We start from the raw sequence: 17,525 nt of genomic DNA on the forward strand, positions 1-17,525 counted from the left end.
CACGGGCGATTCTCAGTCAATAGTGCAATTTATTAGTTTACGGCATCGTCGCAGACAATGCAACCGCAATCGGCAGGGCCCAGCTTTCGGGGCGGACATCAGGACTCACCCAACAAGTTCCCGCCACAACTCGAAGAGCAACGGATCGACCGGTTTCATCTCGATGGGTGGGGAGTCTAAAATACAAGTTGCGCCGCCCCACAACGGGGCGGCGCAAAGCGTTGTCAGTCGCCGCTTCGGGCGACCCTCACCAGGTCACTTGAGGGTGACGGTGGCACCGGCAGCCTCGAGGGCTTCCTTGGCCTTCTCGGCATCTTCCTTCTTGGCCTTCTCGAGGACAGGCTTCGGAGCGCTCTCGACGAGATCCTTGGCATCCTTCAGGCCCAGGCTGGTGAGGCCACGAACCTCCTTGATGACCTGGATCTTCTTGTCGCCGGCCGACTCGAGGATGACGTCAAACTCGTCCTTCTCCTCCTCGGCAGCAGCGGCCTCGCCACCGGCAGCCGGGGCACCGGCAGCAGCGGCAACAGCCACCGGAGCGGCGGCGGAGACGTCGAAGGTCTCCTCAAACTGCTTCACGAACTCGGAGAGCTCGATAAGGGTCATCTCCTTGAAAGCGTCAAGGAGCTCTTCGTTGCTGAGCTTCGCCATGATGGGCGTCCTTTCACTCGTTGGTGTTGTCCTGGGCGGCGGACGCCTCAGGGGTCTCGGTTGTCTTGGGCTCCTGGTCGGAAGCCTCTCCAGCTCCACCGATCACAGAGGGATCGGCGGCAGCCTTCTCCTGCAAAGCACCCAGGCCGCGAGCAGCCTTAGACGGCAGGGCATTGAAGACCACAGCGGCCTTCGTGAGATTGGCCTTGAGGCCACCGGCGAGCTTGGCGAGGAGCACCTCGCGGGACTCAAGATCGGCGAGCTTCTTGACCTGGTCGGCGTCGAGGACGTTACCGTCCATGACACCGCCCTTGATGACCAGGAGCGGGTTGTCCTTTGCGAAGTTCTTCAAACCCTTGGCCACGGAGGCCACGTCACCGTTGATGAAGGCGAGGGCGGTGGGGCCGACGAGCTGCTCGTCAAGTCCCTCAATACCCGCCTCCTTGGCGGCGATGCGGGTGAGGGTGTTCTTCGCAACGGCATAGGTGGCGTCACTCCCCAGCGAACGGCGCAGGTCCTTAAGCGCCGACACGGAGAGACCGCGGTACTCGGTCAACACGGTGGCGTCGGCCGAGGAGAACTTCTCCTTCAGCTCGGCGACCGCGGCGACCTTGTCAGGCCTAGCCATTGGGTCTCCTTCCCACTTCTCGTACGTTGCGCTGACAGTTGGACTGCTAGCACCGGAGCCGTAGCGGGAGGACAAAAAGAAAACCCCGGTGTGCAGGCACACGACGGGGTAACACAGTCATCTCGGCGTCCACCTGCGCGGGCCATCCGTCACTCCGGATGCTTGGCGGGACATCCCCGACCAGCGGTCTACGGCAACCTGTATAGAATATCAGACTTCGTGCACAGCATCAAATTGGGGCTACACACAGACGGCCTGACATGTGCACTCAGGATCGTCGCCACGATGCCATACCGACGAAAACGGCCCCCGCAACAATTGCGGGGGCCGTCTCATCGCCAATATGTGTCACTCTGCGTCACGAGCAGCGGCAGGATCAATCTGCACACCGGGACCCATCGTCGAGGAGACGGTGATCTTGCGCAGATACCGGCCCTTGGCGGCGCTCGGCTTGAGACGCAAGATCTCGTCGAGAGCCGCGAAGTAGTTCTCAATCAACTTCTCCGGCCCGAAGGATACTTTTCCGATAAGGAAGTGAAGATTGGCGTAACGATCGGTACGAAACTCGATCTTGCCGCCCTTAATGTCAGAGACAGCCTTAGCGACATCCATCGTGACGGTGCCTGTCTTGGGGTTCGGCATAAGACCACGCGGACCAAGCACGCGACCCAGACGGCCAACCTTGCCCATCATGTCCGGGGTAGCAACCACGGAGTCGAAGTCCAGGTATCCGCCCTGGACCTTAGCGATGAGATCGTCGTCACCGACCTCGTCGGCGCCCGCCTCGCGAGCAGCCTCGGCCTTCTCACCAGTGGCGAAGACGAGGACCCGTGCCGTCTTGCCAGTGCCGTTAGGAAGGTTGACGGTACCGCGAACCATCTGGTCGGCCTTCTTCGGGTCGACGCCGAGGCGGATGGCCACGTCGACGGTCTCGTCGAACTTGGCCGACGCACCGGAAGCCACCAGAGTCAGACCCTCCTCCGGAGAGTAGAGCTGATCGAAGTTCACCTTCTCAGCGGCTGCGCGATATGCCTTGCTGCGCTTCATATCTGGTTCCTTTCACCAGGTGTGGTGAGGGCAGCGCGTGCCCCTCCACAGAAAACTATTGTTGGGAAACTGCCTAAGGATTAGCTGCCTCAGGCCTCAACCTCGACGCCCATGGAACGAGCAGTACCGGCCACGATCTTCATGGCGGCCTCGACGTCATTGGCATTGAGATCAGGCATCTTGGTCTCTGCGATCTCGCGGACCTGATCCTTGGAGATCTTGCCAACCTTGTGGGTCAGGGGGTTCTCCGTACCCTTCTTAATTCCAGCCGCCTTCTTGATGAGCTCGGCAGCCGGCGGGGTCTTGAGGACAAAGCTAAAGCTGCGGTCCTCGTAAATGGTGATCTCGACCGGGACGACGTTTCCGCGCTGTCCCTCAGTCTGGGCGTTGTACGCCTTGCAGAACTCCATGATGTTGACACCATGGGGGCCGAGGGCGGTTCCCACAGGCGGGGCCGGGGTGGCCTGTCCCGCTTGCAGTGCGACCTTGACGAGAGCCGCTACTTTCTTTTTAGCAGGCATTGTTGGGTCCTTCTTCCGGTGGTGACGACACCGGTCGGTGCCGCCAGTGCGAATCCGAATGTGACGATCATCCGGACACAGACGCACCGGCCAAGTCTAAGCAACTCGACCGGTGGGGCCAAAATCAGGTTCAGATCTTCTCGATCTGGTTGAACTCGAGGTCCACTGGGGTCGAGCGACCAAGAATCTCAACCAGAGCCTTAACACGCTGGTTATTGGTGTTGATCTCAGTAATCTGGGCTGGGACGCCGGCGAACGGCCCATCGGTGATCTGCACCGACTCACCGACCTCGTAATCAGCGACCTCAACCTTCGGCTTGGCCTTCGGCGAGGGAGCTTTGTCGGCGTTCTCATGGCTAACTCTGGCAACAACCGACGGCGTCAGCATCTTGACAACCTCGTCGAAAGTCAACGGGATAGGAGTCGTCGATTGCCCAACGAACCCTGTCACCGACGGGGTGTGGCGCACGATGCCCCATGAGTCATCGGTCAGGTCCATCCGCACCAACACGTACCCCGGTAGGTACACCCTGGTAATCGTGCGGCGGGTACCGTTACGAATCTCGACGACCTCTTCTGTGGGCACGACCGTCTCGAAGATGTAGTCCTCCATATTGAAGTTCTGTACCCGAGCGTCAAGGTTCTGCTTCACCTTGTTCTCCATGCCAGAGTAGGTGTGCAGCACATACCACTCGCCGAACTTCGAGGACAGCTCATCGCGCAATTCTTCAATAGCTGCGTCAATGAAGTCCTGGTTGCCAGTCTCGGCAGGCTCATCCCCGTCAGCGTCGTCCTCATCGTCAGCGGCCTGACCGATACCAAGATTGCGGGCGATGTCGTCGTCCGAAGCCTCAGTGGGCTCGTCATCGCCAAGATCAAGGGTGATCTCAGGCTCCTGAGAGGAGGTCTCCTCGCTAAGGTCTCCAAGGTCAATCTCGACCTCGTCGTCGGTCTCCTCGACGGTGTCAGGGGCCAAAGCGTCGAGATTGATCTCGACGTCGTCGTTCTCGCTGAAATGGGGGCTGTCAGTCACAGGTCAATTCTCCAATGTGATCGTCAGTTGCCAAAGAGTTTGATGACGAGCCATCCGAAGACGACGTCCAAGCCACTGACGTAGGCGATGATGAGCAGAACAAAAACGAGCACGACGAGGAAGTACTGACCCAACTCATCACCCGTAGGCCACTTGACCTTACGCAGCTCAGCAACTGACTGCTTGGTAAAAGTCACCGGGCCAACGTGGCGCTTACCTTGGTCAACGGGTTTGTGTTGAGATTTTGCCTTGCGAACCGGAGCCTTCGTCAATTCACGCTTCGGCTTGGTATTAGCAGACTCAGACGCGGTATCGGACTTCTGGCTTGCCGCATCACCTTGTTTGCGCACAGGCTTGCCACGGCGAGCCGGTTTGCTGGCTGAATCCTTCTTTCGGACCGGCCGAGTAGAGCGAGCCGATGCGGCGGCATGTTCGGCTTCCTCAAGCTGGTCGGGATCGTCAATGACCATGTCTTCAGGATCGGCCTTATCCGGAGTCTTATCGACGACATCGTCTGGCGTCGTCAGCTCCTCAGCCTCAGGGTCAACGACGTCGTACTCGCCAGTCTCCGGAAGGTTGTTGGATGCGAGATCCTCGCCCCGTGGAGACAGCTCCCCCTCGACGGAGGGATCGTCTCCGTCATTAAGGTTTCGCTTCTCGTCGGTCACGCTATTCCTTCGGGTCCTGCCTGACGGTTGGTGCCGTGGACCAGGACTTCGCCACGACTGCGCACCAGGGATACGCCCCGCATATGCGTCTCGCAGGGCACGAGGGACTTGAACCCCCAACCTGCGGTTTTGGAGACCGCTGCTCTGCCAATTGAGCTAGTGCCCTTCGGTGCCGTCTGGGTGACAACACCAGCACAGGGAGTATAGGAGAGAAGTTGGTCCCGCGTCGAATCAGGCACGGTGAAAACCTGCAAAACTCCCTGCCAACCATCCATTAGGCCGGGTGGTTAGCCGCGTACTCATCCATCGTGTCAGTACGCATCGCCTGCGCCAACTCTTGCATCCCGGCTTCGTCAACAACGTCGTACTGCTGACCGTCCTTCGATGTATCAAAACCCTTAATGGGGGCCTGAAGGGGCACGATGTCCTCGCCAGAATCAAACTTAAGGCTTGTCGCGAGTTTGCGCACCTCCTTATTCGTCAGCGCATCGTCAACAGTCATCGTGGAACCGACGTCAGACATGACGTTGGAAAACTTGCTAGGATTCGCCAACGTTCCCTTGGAGAAAATCTTGTCGATCATGGCCGAGAGGACAGCCCGTTCGTTCGCGGCACGATCGAGATCGCCACGCCGCAGAGTTTTACGTTCGTGAACGTAGGCGAGCGCAGTATCTCCTTCCAGGGTGACGTTCCCCTTGTCGAAGTGGTGCCCGAGGCTGTCGAACTCTTGCGGGTTGTACACCTGAATGCCGCCAAGGTCACTACTGAGCTTCTTGAAGCCGTTGAAGTCAATGACGACTCCGTGATCCATCTTGACGTCAGTGAGCCCCTCCAACACCTTGATCGTCAGAGGCATCCCGCCCCACGAATATGCAGCGTTGATCTTGGCCTTCGAATCTCTCTTGACAACGTCATTGGCAGGAATCGTCACCCACATGTCGCGCAAGAAACTGATGAGGTACAGCTTCTCCCGGTTAGCTGGAAGGTAGGCGACCATGAGGGTATCGGAACGGCCCCGGTCCCAACCACGAGAGTCCGAACCGACGAGAACGAACGTCTGAGCACCAGTCTCGACTGACGGCGGACGGGTACCTTGCACCACGATCTGGGCACGATCCACGTTATCCATGCCGACATTGATCGACTTGATGTAGTACGCGATGGCACCGACAACCGCGAGCAGAAGGGCCAGGACAATAGCGAGGAACACCAACGGCCAGCGACGCTTCCGCTTAGATGTCGTCACGCCAGCCGTATCGTCGTCGGAGCGACCGTCAAAGAGCTCATCAACGCTGGCATCTTCCTCATCCGGGTCGTAACCGCGCCGCCCTGGGGCCGACGCAGCAGTGTCAGCGCGACGCCGCGGGGGCGTGCCCTCGCCCTCCTCGTCTGGATCGTCGAACAGATCAAGTCCATCGTCGTCAGCCACGAGCGTGCCCCTTTCTGCTGATAATCCAGCGGAGTCGTTGAGCATTACAATATGCAACAATGACAACCCGATCCGCATCAACGGTCACATGTCAGCTGGTCTGCAGCGTGACCCTCTTCGCGGTCGAGCGAGTTTTAGCCTGTGAGTCAGCCCTGCAGCAACTTCTCACTAGCTGCAAGCAAAACACAGGTTGAAACGCCCTCCATGGCGTCTCTCAGCTCATCCAGGCTCGGAAACGACGGCGCCAGCCGAATCGTCCGATCGTGAGGATCATGGTGTAGCGGGTGCGAAGCCCCAGCCGGCGTCAGGGCAATGCCAGCCTCCTTAGCCAGCGCAACAACACGAGACGCGGTGCCGTCCATGACGTCGAGGGTAATGAAATATCCGCCGGTCGGGTGAGTCCACGTCGCGACGCCACGTCCGCCTAAACGACGAGTAAGGATCTCATCAACAACAGCGAACTTCGGGGCAAGAATCTCTCGATGGGCACGCATAAGGTTACGAACCCCGTCTGCATCGCGCAGATACTGTGCGTGGCGCAGCTGATTCACCTTGTCAGGGCCGATTGAGCGAACCGCCGCGTGCTCCAGGTACCAGTCGAGATTCGCCTTGGACGAGGCCAGGAAGGAGACCCCGTCGCCAGCAAAGGTGATCTTGGAGGTTGAGGCCAGCTCGAAAACACGATCGGGGTTGCCTGCCTCCTCAGCCCATTGCAGCACCGGCAGCGCGGGACGCTCGGTGTCCGTAAGATGGTGCAACGTGTACGCGTTATCCCACCAAATGCGGAAATCTGGCGCCGCTGGCATGGAAACCAGAGCCCGGACAGTCTGTTCGTCATAGACGACGCCGTTCGGATTAGCGTACATCGGCACGACCCACATGCCTTTGACCGAAGGATCAGACGCAAGCTTGGCAACCTCATCGACATCGGGGCCATGCTCCCCCAGCTCCACAGGAATCATGTCGATGCCCAGGTGCTCGCAAATGGAAAAGTGGCGGTCGTAACCGGGAACCGGGGCAATGAACTTGACGTTGCGCCCAAACCAGGGCTGCTGCCCGGCGATGCCATAAACGACGGCAAACATCGCCAGATCGTGCATGATCGACAGACTGGAGTTGTCGGCAGCAATGATGTGGTCGACGTCCACGCCCAAAAGCTCACCAAAAATACGGCGAATCTCGGGCAGGCCCCGGTTACCGCCGTAGTTTCGGACGTCTTGACCATCCTCGGCATGGGAGGGGACGTCGATCGTCAACAGATCGGCGTTGAGATCGAGCTGATCTGGGGACGGCTTGCCACGAGTGATATTGAGACAGACGCCGCTGGCGGCAAGCTTGGCATGCTCGCTGCTCAACTGCTGATGCAGAGCGGACAGGTCATCATGAGACAGGTCAGTCAACGAGGTGGTCATGGCCCAATTGTGTCCCCTCACCGACTCCTGGCACCAAGCGACCCTCCGCTGTGGCGCGGCTTAGAGCAGCGCGGACCCCATCAGATCGCGCAGCCAATGAGACGCGGCTCCGGCACCAACGTGATCCCATAGGCCTCACGGACTCCGTCGATGACAGTGCGCGCCAGGCAGGTAAGGTCGCTCGATTTAGCGCTACCACGGTTGGTTAGAGCTAGCACGTGCTTGGTCGACAGACACGCCGGAGCATCCTCAGCCACTTTAAATCCTTTACCGTATCCCGCGTGGTCGATAAGCCACGCCGCGCTCGTCTTGACTCGACCGTCAGGCTGAGCAAAAGCCGGGGCGCCGTCGGGCACCTGGTCGGGAGTCACCAGCGGGTTGGTGAAGAAGGATCCGGCACTCCAAGTGTCGTGGTCGTCGGGATTAAGGACCATCCCCTTACCGTTGCGGACTGCCAGCACTGTCTGGCGTACCGTGGATGTATTGGCTCGTTCCCCCGGCTCAACGCCTAGGCGTCGCGCAAGCTCAGAGTAACGGACCGGCAGGGAGCGGGTACCGAGATTGAATTGCATGGTGACGTCAAGAACCACGTAGCGATCGGGCTCGGCCTTGAAGCGGCTAAAGCGATAACCGAAACCACACTGGTCAGCGGTAAACGTGCGTTGGGTGTCGTCGACGCGATCCCATGTACGCACCCGCGCAATGAACTCCCCCACCTCGACACCGTATGCACCGACATTCTGGATGGGCGTTGATCCGACGAGACCAGGAATACCAGAAAGGAACTCCGGACCGATCCATTCCTGGTCAATAGCGTGGACAACAAAATCGTCCCAGACCTGCCCCGCAGCAACCGTCACTAAGGCACCGCCACACGACGACACCTCAGCAGACAGCCCCGCCGTAGCGACACGGACAACCGTGCCGTCAAATCCATCGTCACCGACGAGAACATTTGAACCACCGCCGAGCACTACACATGGTTCTCCACGGCGATCGCAGTCACGAACGGTCCCCAACAACTCGTCGTTAGTCCTGGCAATGACGAGATGACGGGCCGGACCGCCCACCCTGAGGGTTGTCAGGGAGGCTAGCGGTACGTCATCACCGCCAGACAGCGTAGTCATGGTGCCAATGGCCTCATGATGGATTGTGCTGCATGCCTCCGTCGGATCGTCGTCTTCGTAGGGGCCGATGATTGTCGTGCTCACTGTTCACCCTGCCTGACAACGACCTCGACGCGTCCGAGGACCGACTGGTCATTGCACTTCGCGTCAACAGACAGGGTTGCCGCATCGTCGCTGACCTTGCGCACAGTTGCAGCGACCTCGATCGCGGCACCCTCCGGGGTGTCCGGCACCTGGACCGGTCGGGTGAAGCGGGCCCGCTGCGAGATCACCCGTTCAGGACCACCAACCCATTCGATGACGGCTCCAAGGGCGGCACCCATCGTCCACATGCCGTGGGCGATAACCCCGTCCATTCCGGCCTCACGAGCGGCACGATCACTGTAATGGATGGGGTTAAAATCGCCAGACGCGCCGGCGTAGCGGACCAGAGTGGTCCGAGTCACGCTGATGGTTCGCGGCCCGAAAGTTTGGCCCTCTATCAGCTTCACGCTCACGCCTGCCCCTCCGGACGGGTGTGCCACAACGTTGAGGTGGCGTTACCCAAGTGCTCGCCGTTGACATGGTCCAAAGAAACGTCAATGCCGATAATGTCGGTATTACGCCGATGACGCACCGACGTGATCGTGAGCGTGGCCGTCACCTCGTCGCCCTTGTGAAGCGGACGGATCCAGTTGAAGGCCTGGTCGGTGTGGATCATGTGTTCTAGGCGCAGGTCAAGTTGCTCATCGTCGAACAACGCCTCCCACGCACGAGACGCCAGCACCATCGCGAATGTGGGTGGGGCGATGGGATCGTCGCCTCGGTACGCCGGGGCAGTGTCGCCTAAAGCAGTGGCAAGTTCCCGGATCTTTTCCGCGGTAACGAGATAAGGTTCTGTCGTCGGGTACGTGCGCCCAACGTCATCAGGACTAATCGGCATATTGCCAGGCTATCCCAGACTCCCGACGCAACAGCAGGCTTCGGAACGGAACAAAGACTGAGATGCGAGCGACATCGCCCAGATCGACGGTGGCGCTACCCCCTACCAGCATCATTCGTACCAGCATCATTCGTAGCCAGGAAGCGACCCGTTAACCACCTGCTAACAGCTAGCCGAGCCCTATCCGTCATGCGCACACAACATGAGGGGCCGCCTCAAAAGCGGCCCCTCATGAAAGGTCTTGATCTCGACTCCGGTATCAGCGGGTCTCGCGGTGCGCGGTGTGCTTGCGGCAGCGCGGGCAGTACTTCGCCATCTCCATGCGATCAGGATTGTTACGGCGGTTCTTCTTGGTGATGTAATTACGCTCCTTGCACTCGGTGCAGGCGAGCGTGATCTTCGGGCGAACGTCGCCGGACTTCTTGGCCATCTTTCCTACTTTCGAGCCGTGTGGAGTGTGCGCTCCCGGATTCCCCGGTTAACTTGGTAGCGGGGGCGGGAATCGAACCCGCGACACAGCGATTATGAGCCGCTTGCTCTACCCCTGAGCTACCCCGCCAATGTGATCCTCGGCACCATGTGTTGGCCCGGCCCACCGGGTGAGTGGGGCCGATTCACACCCAGAGCCCCCAAGCAGAATCGAACTGCTGACCTTCTCCTTACCATGGAGACGCTCTGCCTACTGAGCTATAGGGGCAACGGATGAGAAAACTACACGAGCTTTCGACCGTTGGCAAATCAGACTCGGATCTGCTGAATATTCGGGCTAAACCCCGACATGATTCTTTGTTAAACCGAGCCGTCCCGCCTTAATCGCGTCCCGCAACGAGCAATGTCAGCGTGAGACCCGGTTATGGCGAAACCAACCCCCGAATCCATCCGATTCGGGGGTTGCGTGGCAGGTGTTGGATTCGAACCAACGTAGGCGAACCGACGGTTTTACAGACCGCTCCCTTTGGCCACTCGGGCAACCTGCCGTGCTGGCACCAGCCAGCGATCGACGATACTAGCAGGCAGGTTGCGGTCATGACCAATCAGCCTCGTAGACGTGGCATTGGCTCGGTGACCATAGTGCGGTATCCGCCCCTGTAGCAATCAGCCTCGTAGACGTGGCATTGGCTGCGCCACAGCGCTATTCATCGCCTCCGTTAGCTACCTCGATAGCCGACGGCCACAACGACCACCTCAACACACCGCTGTTGTGACAGACTCACGGACATGCGCATCGCCAGTTTCAACATCAACGGTATTCGGGCAGCCTTGAAAAGGGGATTCGCCGACTGGGTAGACGCACGCGACTGTGACGTCATCGGGCTGCAAGAGGTGCGCTGCCGCCCTGCGGACCTACCCGAAGGCGCCTTCGGTAGCTACCACGTCGCATGGGCGCCCGGATCCCTCGCTGGACGCAACGGCGTCGCCCTACTCACCCGCACCGCCCCGGCCGAGGTTCGCTGTTGGGGAATGCATATCGTCATGGCCCCCGGCCAGGCCCCCGAACCACATGAAACAGGCACCACCGACGGCCTCCCTACCGAGTTGCTGCCTTTCGCTGACGAGGGGCGTTACATCGAGACCGACCTTGCCGATACTCCGCTCACCGTCGCCTGTCTCTACCTACCAAAGGGAGCCACCCCGGACCCTGCCAATGAGAAGTCCATCGCCAAGCAGGAACGCAAAATGACTTTCCTCACCGGGTTCGCCGACCACCTTGCTCGACGACGTCAGGAGTGCGAGGCCCAGGGCCGCCACTTCCTTGTCATGGGCGACTTCAATATCGCCCACGAAAACGCTGACCTCAAGAACTGGAAAGCCAACCAGCGCAACGAAGGGTTCCTACCCGAGGAGAGACAATGGTTCGACACCATCCTCTCGCCCGAGACCCTTGTTGACGTCGTGCGGGCCCAATATCCCGACGCCAACGGGCCTTACTCGTGGTGGAGCTGGCGCGGCAAGGCCTTCGTCAACGATGCCGGCTGGCGCATTGACTACCACCTAGCGTCACCAGCGCTAGCGAACAAGGCCGTCGCAGCCGTCATCGATCGGGACCCCTCGTACGAGGAACGCACGTCCGACCACGCAGCAGTTGTCGTCGACTACAACCTGTAGGTCACGACGGATCGAACATCTTGTCAACCTGACGGGCCGACACGTCAGCCACGCTTGTGTGGGACCAATGTGGATCGCGGTCCTTGTCAACCAGCTGGGCCCGCACTCCTTCACAGAAGTCCGAATTGCGCATGAAAGACCGCCCTAGGGCACGATCGGTCTTCAACACGTCATCGAGGTCTGACGCTGATTCTGCCTTGATAACAGCCGCTAAAGCGACTCCTACAGACAGTGGGCACCGCGTCGCAATGTGTTCAGCCGTCTTGCGCGCAGCTTCTTCGGGGCGGTCAGCCAATCGACGGCACACCTCAACGGGATCGTCGCTGTTGTAGCATTCCTGAATCCACACCGCATCGCGCGCCAGCTGTGAGGTATCCGGATCGACGTCAACAGGCTCACCGTCAGCGTCAACGACGTTATCCACCAAACCAGCCCAAAGCGCCGAAGCAGCGTCGATGGAGGCCCCCGTCATGGCCAAATGGCGTCCGACAAGCCGCGGAGCACGAGATAGCTCGAAACAGACGCCGACGTCGGGCCACAGGCCAATACCTGTTTCCGGCATCGCGAGGACGAGATCGTCGCGGGCCTCAACCTGCGTGAGCCGCAGCGCTAGCCCAAGACCGCCCCCCATGGAGATCCCGTGCAGATGGGCGGTTCCGGAGGAAACCTTGGCGATGGCGGCGTCGACGTCGTATTCATCATCTAACCAATCCGCGGCCGCCTCGGGATCGGTCAACGCCAACGATCTGAGCTCGCGAATGTCAGCTCCCGAGCAGTAACCGCGCTCCCCTACCCCAGATAAGTTGACGCGGCGTGGCGACAATGCGACAGCCTTACCAATAGTCCTCAGCATGTCACCGGACAACGAATTGATCGCTCGGGGGCGGTTCAAGGTGATCGTGACGTCATCGGTACCGCTGATCTTCACCTCATCCATATCCACAGCCTGCCACGCCGGGGGTTAACGGCGTCACACACCCGGCGAGCAGCCGTGCACCCAGCGTGACTACGACTGCCGACGAACTCTATGCGGAACGTGAACGTCCTTATGCGTCCACCCTTGCCCAAGACTGCGCTCGTGCCATACCAGGCGAGCCACCAAGACTAAAACCAACGCAACGCCGAGAGCTGCGGCGCTATTGCGCCAGGACAAGTTGACGGCATCGAAGGACAGCAGGATGACGGTAGTCCACACCGCCGGGCGGACGAAGCGGGCAGCCTCGTCGATCAGTGGCAGCAGCAGAGCCCCCCACAGCACGTACCACGAGTGCAGGGCTGGGGCGCAGAAAGCAACCGCAAGAAAGCCCAGAGCTAAAAAGGAAAGTGGCTTTCGCGGCAACAACCGAATAGCCATCACCACCAACAGTAACGCGCCAACGAGCACACCAATAGCCTGAACGATTGGGATAACAGCTGCCGCCGCCTGATGCGCGCCGAAGACGCCGAGCACCATACGCACACCCATTCCGATGAGGGTAAAAGGCGACACAGTCAAAACCATACCGGGTACATCAACAGCGTGATACCAACCAAATCCTAGTCCCGAAGCCCAGGAAATACCTGCAAATACTGCTACTGAAATAACCAACGATCCTACTGCCCGCCTTAGGGCCCCAAAAAGGTGACGCGGATGCCACGACGGCATAGGGTGGCGAATCAATGGCAAAGCTACTGCAACCATAAATGCCGGCTGCTTCACGGCAGCCGCACCACCGACGAGTACTGCACCAATCGTCCACGACCAGCTCGTCATACAGGCGACCCATAACCCGGTGACGACTAGCCCCATCATGAGAGCGTCATTGTGAGCCCCGCCGATGAAATCCACCACGAGGATGGGGTTGAGGGTGGAAAACCATGCCGCGAAGTGCGGATCTCGACCAACTCGGCGCGCCACCCGGGACAGCAACAACCCTATTGCGACGACGCCCACAAGGGCAGGAACGCGCATAAAAACCGACGACCAATATGGATTATCACCAGTCAGGTGAACAATCCAATGTTGAACGACGAGGGCTAAGGGCCCGTACGGCGTCTTGGTGTAGCGCCATTCCTGGGCAACCTGATCGGCGAACGCCCCAGGCAACAAGCCCGGATACCCTTCATATGGGCTGATGCCGTTTTCAAGCAGCCAACCCTGGGCTGCATACGAATAGGCGTCATGGCTGAAGATGGGTGGGGCTAACAGGAATGGCAATCCCCATACGCCGAGCACAGCCCACGGGTGCAGCCCAGCACGAATACCCGGGCGGTGGTGGATGTACTTACGCACACGCCTTGGGAGCGGTTCCGCATCGAGATCACGCGGCTCGCGGCCTGGCCGCAACCGCAACCAGGAGTCAACGAGCAGACCGACGCCGACGAGGACGAGGATCGTCCCTACAATGCGCCACGTTGATCCGCGCAATCCAGCCTCGTCCAGCCGAGACCACCATGGCGAGTTCAACGGCAGATAGGCCGGGGTCAGTGATCCAGCCGTGATGAGAATCGTCCCGACCAGCCCTTCGAGAACCGACCGGGACTGCCAGGCGCGCAGATAGGCAAGCCATGTCAGACGGATCCGTCGCTGCCAGCCAACAGGCTGATTCACCGATCACCGTCCGATCCCCATGCGCTAACCAGATCAGTTCGCGACGTTGAATCCGCAACACGCTTGTCGCTCCAGGACAGGGCGTCGAATGGGCAGGACTCAATGCACATGCCGCAGTACATGCACAACCCCCAGTCGAGAGTGAACTCATCGAGAACGGCTACCGTGCGAGGACGACGGGCATCGGAATCGGGAACCGATTCGTGGTGAGCGTTGATAGTAATGCACCAGGATGGGCACTCCCGGGCGCAAATAACGCAGGACGTACATGCGTCGACATCCAGGTCGATTGCGGTATGCCTCATGCTCACCTCCGCGACGCGGTTCTCGACGTGGATGCCGCCCGCCTGCCCCTCGGACGCCGACCGGTCATGGCCGCGATGACCTCAGTATCCGCGACGTTCTCGCCATCCTTGATCCGCTGCCACGTCGCAGGATCGGGAACACCAGCTGGCAGACGTCTGGACGTCGACGCAGCCCGATCAGCTGCGCCAGGCCATATCGTGTCAGCTCGCTGAGCCAACACGACGTCCTTACGCAAAGGCGGTTTCGGTGCCTCGTGAATAAGGAGGGGACGATGATCCGCACCGGGGCCGACGAACCTCACCCCAAAAAAGTCGTGAATCTCTCGCTCATACCACGATGCCCCGGCAAGGACGTCGACAACCGAGTCCAGAGTCCCGTGATCACGAGGCACGCGAGTCGAGATTGTACTGTCGTCGCCGTCATGATTTTCCACACGGCAAACCACGATGATGTCGGGATCCTGGCCGCGCTCCCCGGCTCCGTCAATGGCACCCACATAAGCCAACCATGGATGGGTGGACACCGCTTCGGCAACAGCGTCGTGCCAGGCGGTTGCAGGAACAGTATTTGTGGTCATGCCGCCTCCCGAGAGGACGACACAACCTCAGTGAGTGCGTCAGGCCCGGGAGGACAGCCGGGAATCCAGTGGTCGGCGTCAATTCCTAGGCCATGAAGTCCACAGACCACGCTGGCGGAGTCCCAGTAGGGGCCGCCTGCGCAGGCGCACGCCCCGAAAGCCACGACGTCAACCGGATGGTTGCGCTTGAGCTCATTGATAGCCTCGCGCACCACGGGGGCCAGCCGGGTAGTCACCGTCCCTGAGACGATCACGACAATCGGGGTACCGTCTGGGATCGCCGCACGCACTGGAGCGTTGACTGGCATGGCTGCCCCGCTTTCGATCCCGCAGCAGGCCAACGCAAGGTCGACAACATACACCGATCCGTTGGCGAACCAGTCAATGAACTTCACCCGGCCATCCTACCGAGGATGGTCTTCACTGCGAGATTCGCGCTAGGCGAGCGCTCACAGCAACGCAATAGTTCGATAAGCGGAGCCTCGATGGTAGCGTTAGTAGCCGATTCCGGAGCATCCAGATGCTCGCTGCGGGCGCGGCCATCCGACACTCCCATGACGCGTCAACAACGGAATCCCGCGACGAGAAAAGAGGTCAGAGTGCCTTCCACCGACACGGCACATCACACCACTGACGAGCGAGAGGTCCAATCCCTCGACCGAGTCGTCATTCGATTCGCCGGCGATTCCGGCGACGGCATGCAGTTAACTGGCGACCGCTTCACCGCTGAATCCGCCATTCATGGCAATGACATTTCAACACTGCCGAACTTCCCTGCCGAAATCCGCGCCCCCCAAGGCACCATCCCCGGCGTCTCCAGTTTCCAGGTGCACTTCGCCAACTACGACATTGCCACACCCGGCGATGAGCCGGACGTTCTAGTCGCTATGAATCCCGCTGCTTTAGCCGCGAATCTCAGCGATATCCGCCGTGGTGGACTCATCATTGTGGATTCCGCCGAGTTCACGGAGAAGAACCTCAAGAAGGTCGGCTACAGCGAGGATCCACGCAAAGACGGCACGCTGGAGTCCTACCAGATCGTCGAACTCGACCTTACCGGCCTGGCAGTAGCCGCCGTCGAGCCCTTTGGCCTTGGCCGTAAGAACTCCGAGCGCGCCAAAAACATGTTCGCCCTCGGGCTGCTGACCTGGCTATATGGACGTCCCCTTGGCCCTTCGGAGAAGTTCCTGGCTAGTAAGTTTGCGTCTAAACCCGACATTCGGGACGCCAACCTTGCCGCACTCAAAGCCGGACATGCCTACGGGGAAACCTGCGAGCTATTCCGGGTGCGCTACGAAGTAGCCCCGGCACCGATGCCTCAAGGCACATATCGCCAGATTACCGGTAACCTCGCTACCGCTTACGGCCTCATCACTGGCGCTAATCGGGCCGGGTTGCAGTTGTTCTTGGGGTCGTACCCCATCACCCCGGCTTCTGACATTCTGCATGAGTTATCTCGACGCAAGGCTCACAACGTCGTCACCTTCCAGGCCGAGGACGAGATCGCTGGAGTCAGCTCAGCCATCGGTGCTTCCTTCTCCGGGTCGCTGGGTGCCACGACGACGTCGGGCCCCGGCATGAGCCTCAAGTCCGAGGCTATTGGCCTGGCCGTCATGACGGAACTGCCGCTAGTGGTCGTCGATGTGCAGCGCGCCGGCCCGTCCACCGGTATGCCGACCAAGCCAGAACAAGCCGATTTGTTGCAGGCAATGTTTGGACGCAATGGCGAATCCCCCGTCCCCGTACTCGCTGCGAAGTCTCCGTCGGACTGCTTTGACACCGCGCTGGAGGCTTGCCGGATCGCGGTCACCTACCGCACCCCGGTCATCATGTTGTCTGACGGCTACCTCGGCAACGGTGCGGAGCCGTGGAAGGTGCCCGATCTAGCCGAGATCCCGCGCATTGACCCCAACTTCGCGACCGAACCAAACGCCACTGCCGCCGACGGCGCGCCCAGATTCATGCCATACCACCGTGACCCTGAAACCCTGGCACGTCCGTGGGCGCTACCGGGCACCAAGGGTCTAGAGCACCGCATCGGTGGACTGGAGAAGTCGGCACGTACCGGCGCTATTTCGTACGACCCAGCCAATCACGAGGAGATGGTGGCCACCCGAGCCGCCAAGGTTGCGGGCATCGCGAATAGTATTCCTCCTACTGCCGTCGACGATCCTTCCGGTGACGCCGATGTTCTCGTACTCGGTTGGGGCTCCACGTATGGGCCAATCACCGCCGCCGTACGCCGAGTGCGTGCCCGCGGTCTGTCGATCGCCCAGGCCCACGTGCGCCACCTCAACCCGCTACCGAAGGACCTCGGTGACGTCCTGCACCGATACCGCCGGGTTATCGTTCCCGAAATGAATACCGGCCAGTTCGCCATGCTGTTGCGCTCGAAGTACCTCGTGGACGTGAAGACGATCTCGCGGGTGCGCGGGCTGCCGATCTCGCCGGTCGACCTATGCGAGGAACTGTGCCAGTACTGCAACGACGAGACCAAGGAGGCCTGAG

General features: G+C 60.1%; 19 protein-coding genes and 4 tRNA genes. 2 read left to right on the forward strand and 21 right to left on the reverse strand.

Annotation, left to right across the window (positions count from 1 at the left end; all coding sequences use genetic code 11):
* Nucleotides 1-255: 255 nt before the first annotated feature.
* From rplL to FYJ43_RS08705, 16 genes are all read right to left on the reverse strand, one after another.
* On the reverse strand, nucleotides 256-651 hold the full coding sequence (rplL, locus tag FYJ43_RS08630) for a 50S ribosomal protein L7/L12 (RefSeq protein ID WP_154563942.1): 396 nt from the start codon (nucleotides 649-651) through the stop codon (nucleotides 256-258).
* A gap of 13 nt (nucleotides 652-664) precedes the next feature.
* Nucleotides 665-1,279 (reverse strand): 50S ribosomal protein L10, encoded by a 615-nt coding sequence (rplJ, locus tag FYJ43_RS08635; RefSeq protein WP_015582149.1) that lies wholly within the window; start codon nucleotides 1,277-1,279, stop codon nucleotides 665-667.
* A gap of 348 nt (nucleotides 1,280-1,627) precedes the next feature.
* On the reverse strand, nucleotides 1,628-2,326 hold the full coding sequence (gene rplA, locus FYJ43_RS08640; RefSeq protein ID WP_154563944.1) for a 50S ribosomal protein L1: 699 nt from the start codon (nucleotides 2,324-2,326) through the stop codon (nucleotides 1,628-1,630).
* Nucleotides 2,327-2,415: 89 nt separating this feature from the next.
* A complete protein-coding gene (gene rplK / locus FYJ43_RS08645) occupies nucleotides 2,416-2,847 on the reverse strand; it encodes a 50S ribosomal protein L11 (RefSeq protein WP_154563946.1) in 432 nt (143 codons plus the stop codon).
* A gap of 130 nt (nucleotides 2,848-2,977) precedes the next feature.
* The gene (nusG, locus tag FYJ43_RS08650; protein ID WP_326833500.1) at nucleotides 2,978-3,880 is read right to left on the reverse strand and encodes a transcription termination/antitermination protein NusG; all 903 of its coding nucleotides are present in this window, start codon (nucleotides 3,878-3,880) and stop codon (nucleotides 2,978-2,980) included.
* Between the two features lie 23 nt (nucleotides 3,881-3,903).
* A complete protein-coding gene (gene secE / locus FYJ43_RS08655) occupies nucleotides 3,904-4,548 on the reverse strand; it encodes a preprotein translocase subunit SecE (protein WP_326833501.1) in 645 nt (214 codons plus the stop codon).
* A 93-nt stretch (nucleotides 4,549-4,641) separates the two neighbouring features.
* A tRNA-Trp gene (locus tag FYJ43_RS08660) sits at nucleotides 4,642-4,714 on the reverse strand.
* A gap of 108 nt (nucleotides 4,715-4,822) precedes the next feature.
* Complete coding sequence (locus FYJ43_RS08665; RefSeq protein WP_326833502.1) at nucleotides 4,823-5,977, reverse strand: LCP family protein; 1,155 nt, start codon at nucleotides 5,975-5,977, stop codon at nucleotides 4,823-4,825.
* A gap of 146 nt (nucleotides 5,978-6,123) precedes the next feature.
* The gene (locus FYJ43_RS08670) at nucleotides 6,124-7,389 is read right to left on the reverse strand and encodes an aminotransferase class I/II-fold pyridoxal phosphate-dependent enzyme (RefSeq protein ID WP_154563950.1); all 1,266 of its coding nucleotides are present in this window, start codon (nucleotides 7,387-7,389) and stop codon (nucleotides 6,124-6,126) included.
* Nucleotides 7,390-7,469: 80 nt separating this feature from the next.
* Nucleotides 7,470-8,600, reverse strand: coding sequence for a UDP-N-acetylmuramate dehydrogenase (locus FYJ43_RS08675; RefSeq protein WP_326833503.1), 1,131 nt, complete (start codon nucleotides 8,598-8,600; stop codon nucleotides 7,470-7,472).
* Nucleotides 8,597-9,013: a MaoC family dehydratase gene (locus FYJ43_RS08680; RefSeq protein ID WP_326833504.1), complete on the reverse strand. Its 417-nt coding sequence runs from the start codon at nucleotides 9,011-9,013 to the stop codon at nucleotides 8,597-8,599. The genes FYJ43_RS08675 and FYJ43_RS08680 overlap by 4 nt, the downstream gene beginning before the upstream one ends.
* A complete protein-coding gene (locus FYJ43_RS08685; protein ID WP_154563952.1) occupies nucleotides 9,010-9,438 on the reverse strand; it encodes an FAS1-like dehydratase domain-containing protein in 429 nt (142 codons plus the stop codon). Before FYJ43_RS08685 ends, FYJ43_RS08680 begins: the two co-directional genes overlap by 4 nt.
* Before the next feature lie 259 nt (nucleotides 9,439-9,697).
* Entirely contained in the window at nucleotides 9,698-9,868 is a 171-nt protein-coding gene (rpmG, locus tag FYJ43_RS08690) for a 50S ribosomal protein L33 (RefSeq protein ID WP_154563954.1), read from the reverse strand.
* A gap of 54 nt (nucleotides 9,869-9,922) precedes the next feature.
* Nucleotides 9,923-9,997, reverse strand: a tRNA-Met gene (locus tag FYJ43_RS08695).
* Nucleotides 9,998-10,062: 65 nt separating this feature from the next.
* Nucleotides 10,063-10,135 (reverse strand) — tRNA-Thr (locus FYJ43_RS08700).
* Between the two features lie 199 nt (nucleotides 10,136-10,334).
* Nucleotides 10,335-10,415: transfer RNA gene (locus FYJ43_RS08705), tRNA-Tyr, on the reverse strand.
* A gap of 241 nt (nucleotides 10,416-10,656) precedes the next feature.
* Here FYJ43_RS08705 and FYJ43_RS08710 point away from each other — a divergent pair.
* Complete coding sequence (locus FYJ43_RS08710) at nucleotides 10,657-11,544, forward strand: exodeoxyribonuclease III (RefSeq protein WP_154563956.1); 888 nt, start codon at nucleotides 10,657-10,659, stop codon at nucleotides 11,542-11,544.
* Nucleotide 11,545: 1 nt separating this feature from the next.
* Here FYJ43_RS08710 and FYJ43_RS08715 read toward each other — a convergent pair whose 3' ends face one another.
* The 5 genes from FYJ43_RS08715 to FYJ43_RS08735 all read right to left on the reverse strand — a co-directional run bounded on the left by FYJ43_RS08715 (nucleotide 11,546) and on the right by FYJ43_RS08735 (nucleotide 15,412).
* Complete coding sequence (locus FYJ43_RS08715; protein ID WP_154563958.1) at nucleotides 11,546-12,481, reverse strand: enoyl-CoA hydratase/isomerase family protein; 936 nt, start codon at nucleotides 12,479-12,481, stop codon at nucleotides 11,546-11,548.
* Between the two features lie 69 nt (nucleotides 12,482-12,550).
* Nucleotides 12,551-14,134, reverse strand: a complete 1,584-nt coding sequence (gene mptB / locus FYJ43_RS08720) for a polyprenol phosphomannose-dependent alpha 1,6 mannosyltransferase MptB (protein WP_326833505.1) — start codon at nucleotides 14,132-14,134, stop codon at nucleotides 12,551-12,553.
* Nucleotides 14,131-14,439 carry a 4Fe-4S binding protein gene (locus FYJ43_RS08725; protein WP_154563960.1) on the reverse strand — a complete coding sequence of 103 codons (309 nt, stop codon included), beginning with the start codon at nucleotides 14,437-14,439 and terminating at the stop codon, nucleotides 14,131-14,133. The genes mptB and FYJ43_RS08725 overlap by 4 nt, the downstream gene beginning before the upstream one ends.
* Nucleotides 14,440-14,441: 2 nt before the next feature.
* Nucleotides 14,442-15,017, reverse strand: a complete 576-nt coding sequence (locus FYJ43_RS08730; RefSeq protein WP_154563962.1) for an NADH-quinone oxidoreductase subunit C — start codon at nucleotides 15,015-15,017, stop codon at nucleotides 14,442-14,444.
* Nucleotides 15,014-15,412 carry an NADH-quinone oxidoreductase subunit B family protein gene (locus FYJ43_RS08735; protein ID WP_326833506.1) on the reverse strand — a complete coding sequence of 133 codons (399 nt, stop codon included), beginning with the start codon at nucleotides 15,410-15,412 and terminating at the stop codon, nucleotides 15,014-15,016. Before FYJ43_RS08735 ends, FYJ43_RS08730 begins: the two co-directional genes overlap by 4 nt.
* 159 nt (nucleotides 15,413-15,571) lie before the next feature.
* Between FYJ43_RS08735 and FYJ43_RS08740 the strand changes: the two genes are divergently transcribed.
* Entirely contained in the window at nucleotides 15,572-17,524 is a 1,953-nt protein-coding gene (locus FYJ43_RS08740) for a 2-oxoacid:acceptor oxidoreductase subunit alpha (RefSeq protein ID WP_154563964.1), read from the forward strand.
* Nucleotide 17,525: the final 1 nt, after the last annotated feature.

The sequence above is a fragment of the Cutibacterium porci genome (assembly GCF_009696315.1).
In the GTDB taxonomy this organism is placed as follows: Bacteria; Actinomycetota; Actinomycetes; order Propionibacteriales; family Propionibacteriaceae; genus Cutibacterium; species Cutibacterium porci.

Excerpts from the sequence above, each read along its gene's own strand:
- rplL (WP_154563942.1), bottom strand. The coding sequence starts at position 651 with ATGGCGAAGCTCAGCAACGAAGAGCTCCTTGACGCTTTCAAGGAGATG.
- rplJ (WP_015582149.1), bottom strand. The coding sequence starts at position 1,279 with ATGGCTAGGCCTGACAAGGTCGCCGCGGTCGCCGAGCTGAAGGAGAAG.
- rplA (WP_154563944.1), bottom strand. The coding sequence starts at position 2,326 with ATGAAGCGCAGCAAGGCATATCGCGCAGCCGCTGAGAAGGTGAACTTC.
- rplK (WP_154563946.1), bottom strand. The coding sequence starts at position 2,847 with ATGCCTGCTAAAAAGAAAGTAGCGGCTCTCGTCAAGGTCGCACTGCAA.
- FYJ43_RS08670 (WP_154563950.1), bottom strand. The coding sequence starts at position 7,389 with ATGACCACCTCGTTGACTGACCTGTCTCATGATGACCTGTCCGCTCTG.
- FYJ43_RS08685 (WP_154563952.1), bottom strand. The coding sequence starts at position 9,438 with ATGCCGATTAGTCCTGATGACGTTGGGCGCACGTACCCGACGACAGAA.
- rpmG (WP_154563954.1), bottom strand. The coding sequence starts at position 9,868 with ATGGCCAAGAAGTCCGGCGACGTTCGCCCGAAGATCACGCTCGCCTGC.
- FYJ43_RS08710 (WP_154563956.1), top strand. The coding sequence starts at position 10,657 with ATGCGCATCGCCAGTTTCAACATCAACGGTATTCGGGCAGCCTTGAAA.
- FYJ43_RS08715 (WP_154563958.1), bottom strand. The coding sequence starts at position 12,481 with ATGGATGAGGTGAAGATCAGCGGTACCGATGACGTCACGATCACCTTG.
- FYJ43_RS08725 (WP_154563960.1), bottom strand. The coding sequence starts at position 14,439 with ATGAGGCATACCGCAATCGACCTGGATGTCGACGCATGTACGTCCTGC.
- FYJ43_RS08730 (WP_154563962.1), bottom strand. The coding sequence starts at position 15,017 with ATGACCACAAATACTGTTCCTGCAACCGCCTGGCACGACGCTGTTGCC.
- FYJ43_RS08740 (WP_154563964.1), top strand. The coding sequence starts at position 15,572 with ATGACGCGTCAACAACGGAATCCCGCGACGAGAAAAGAGGTCAGAGTG.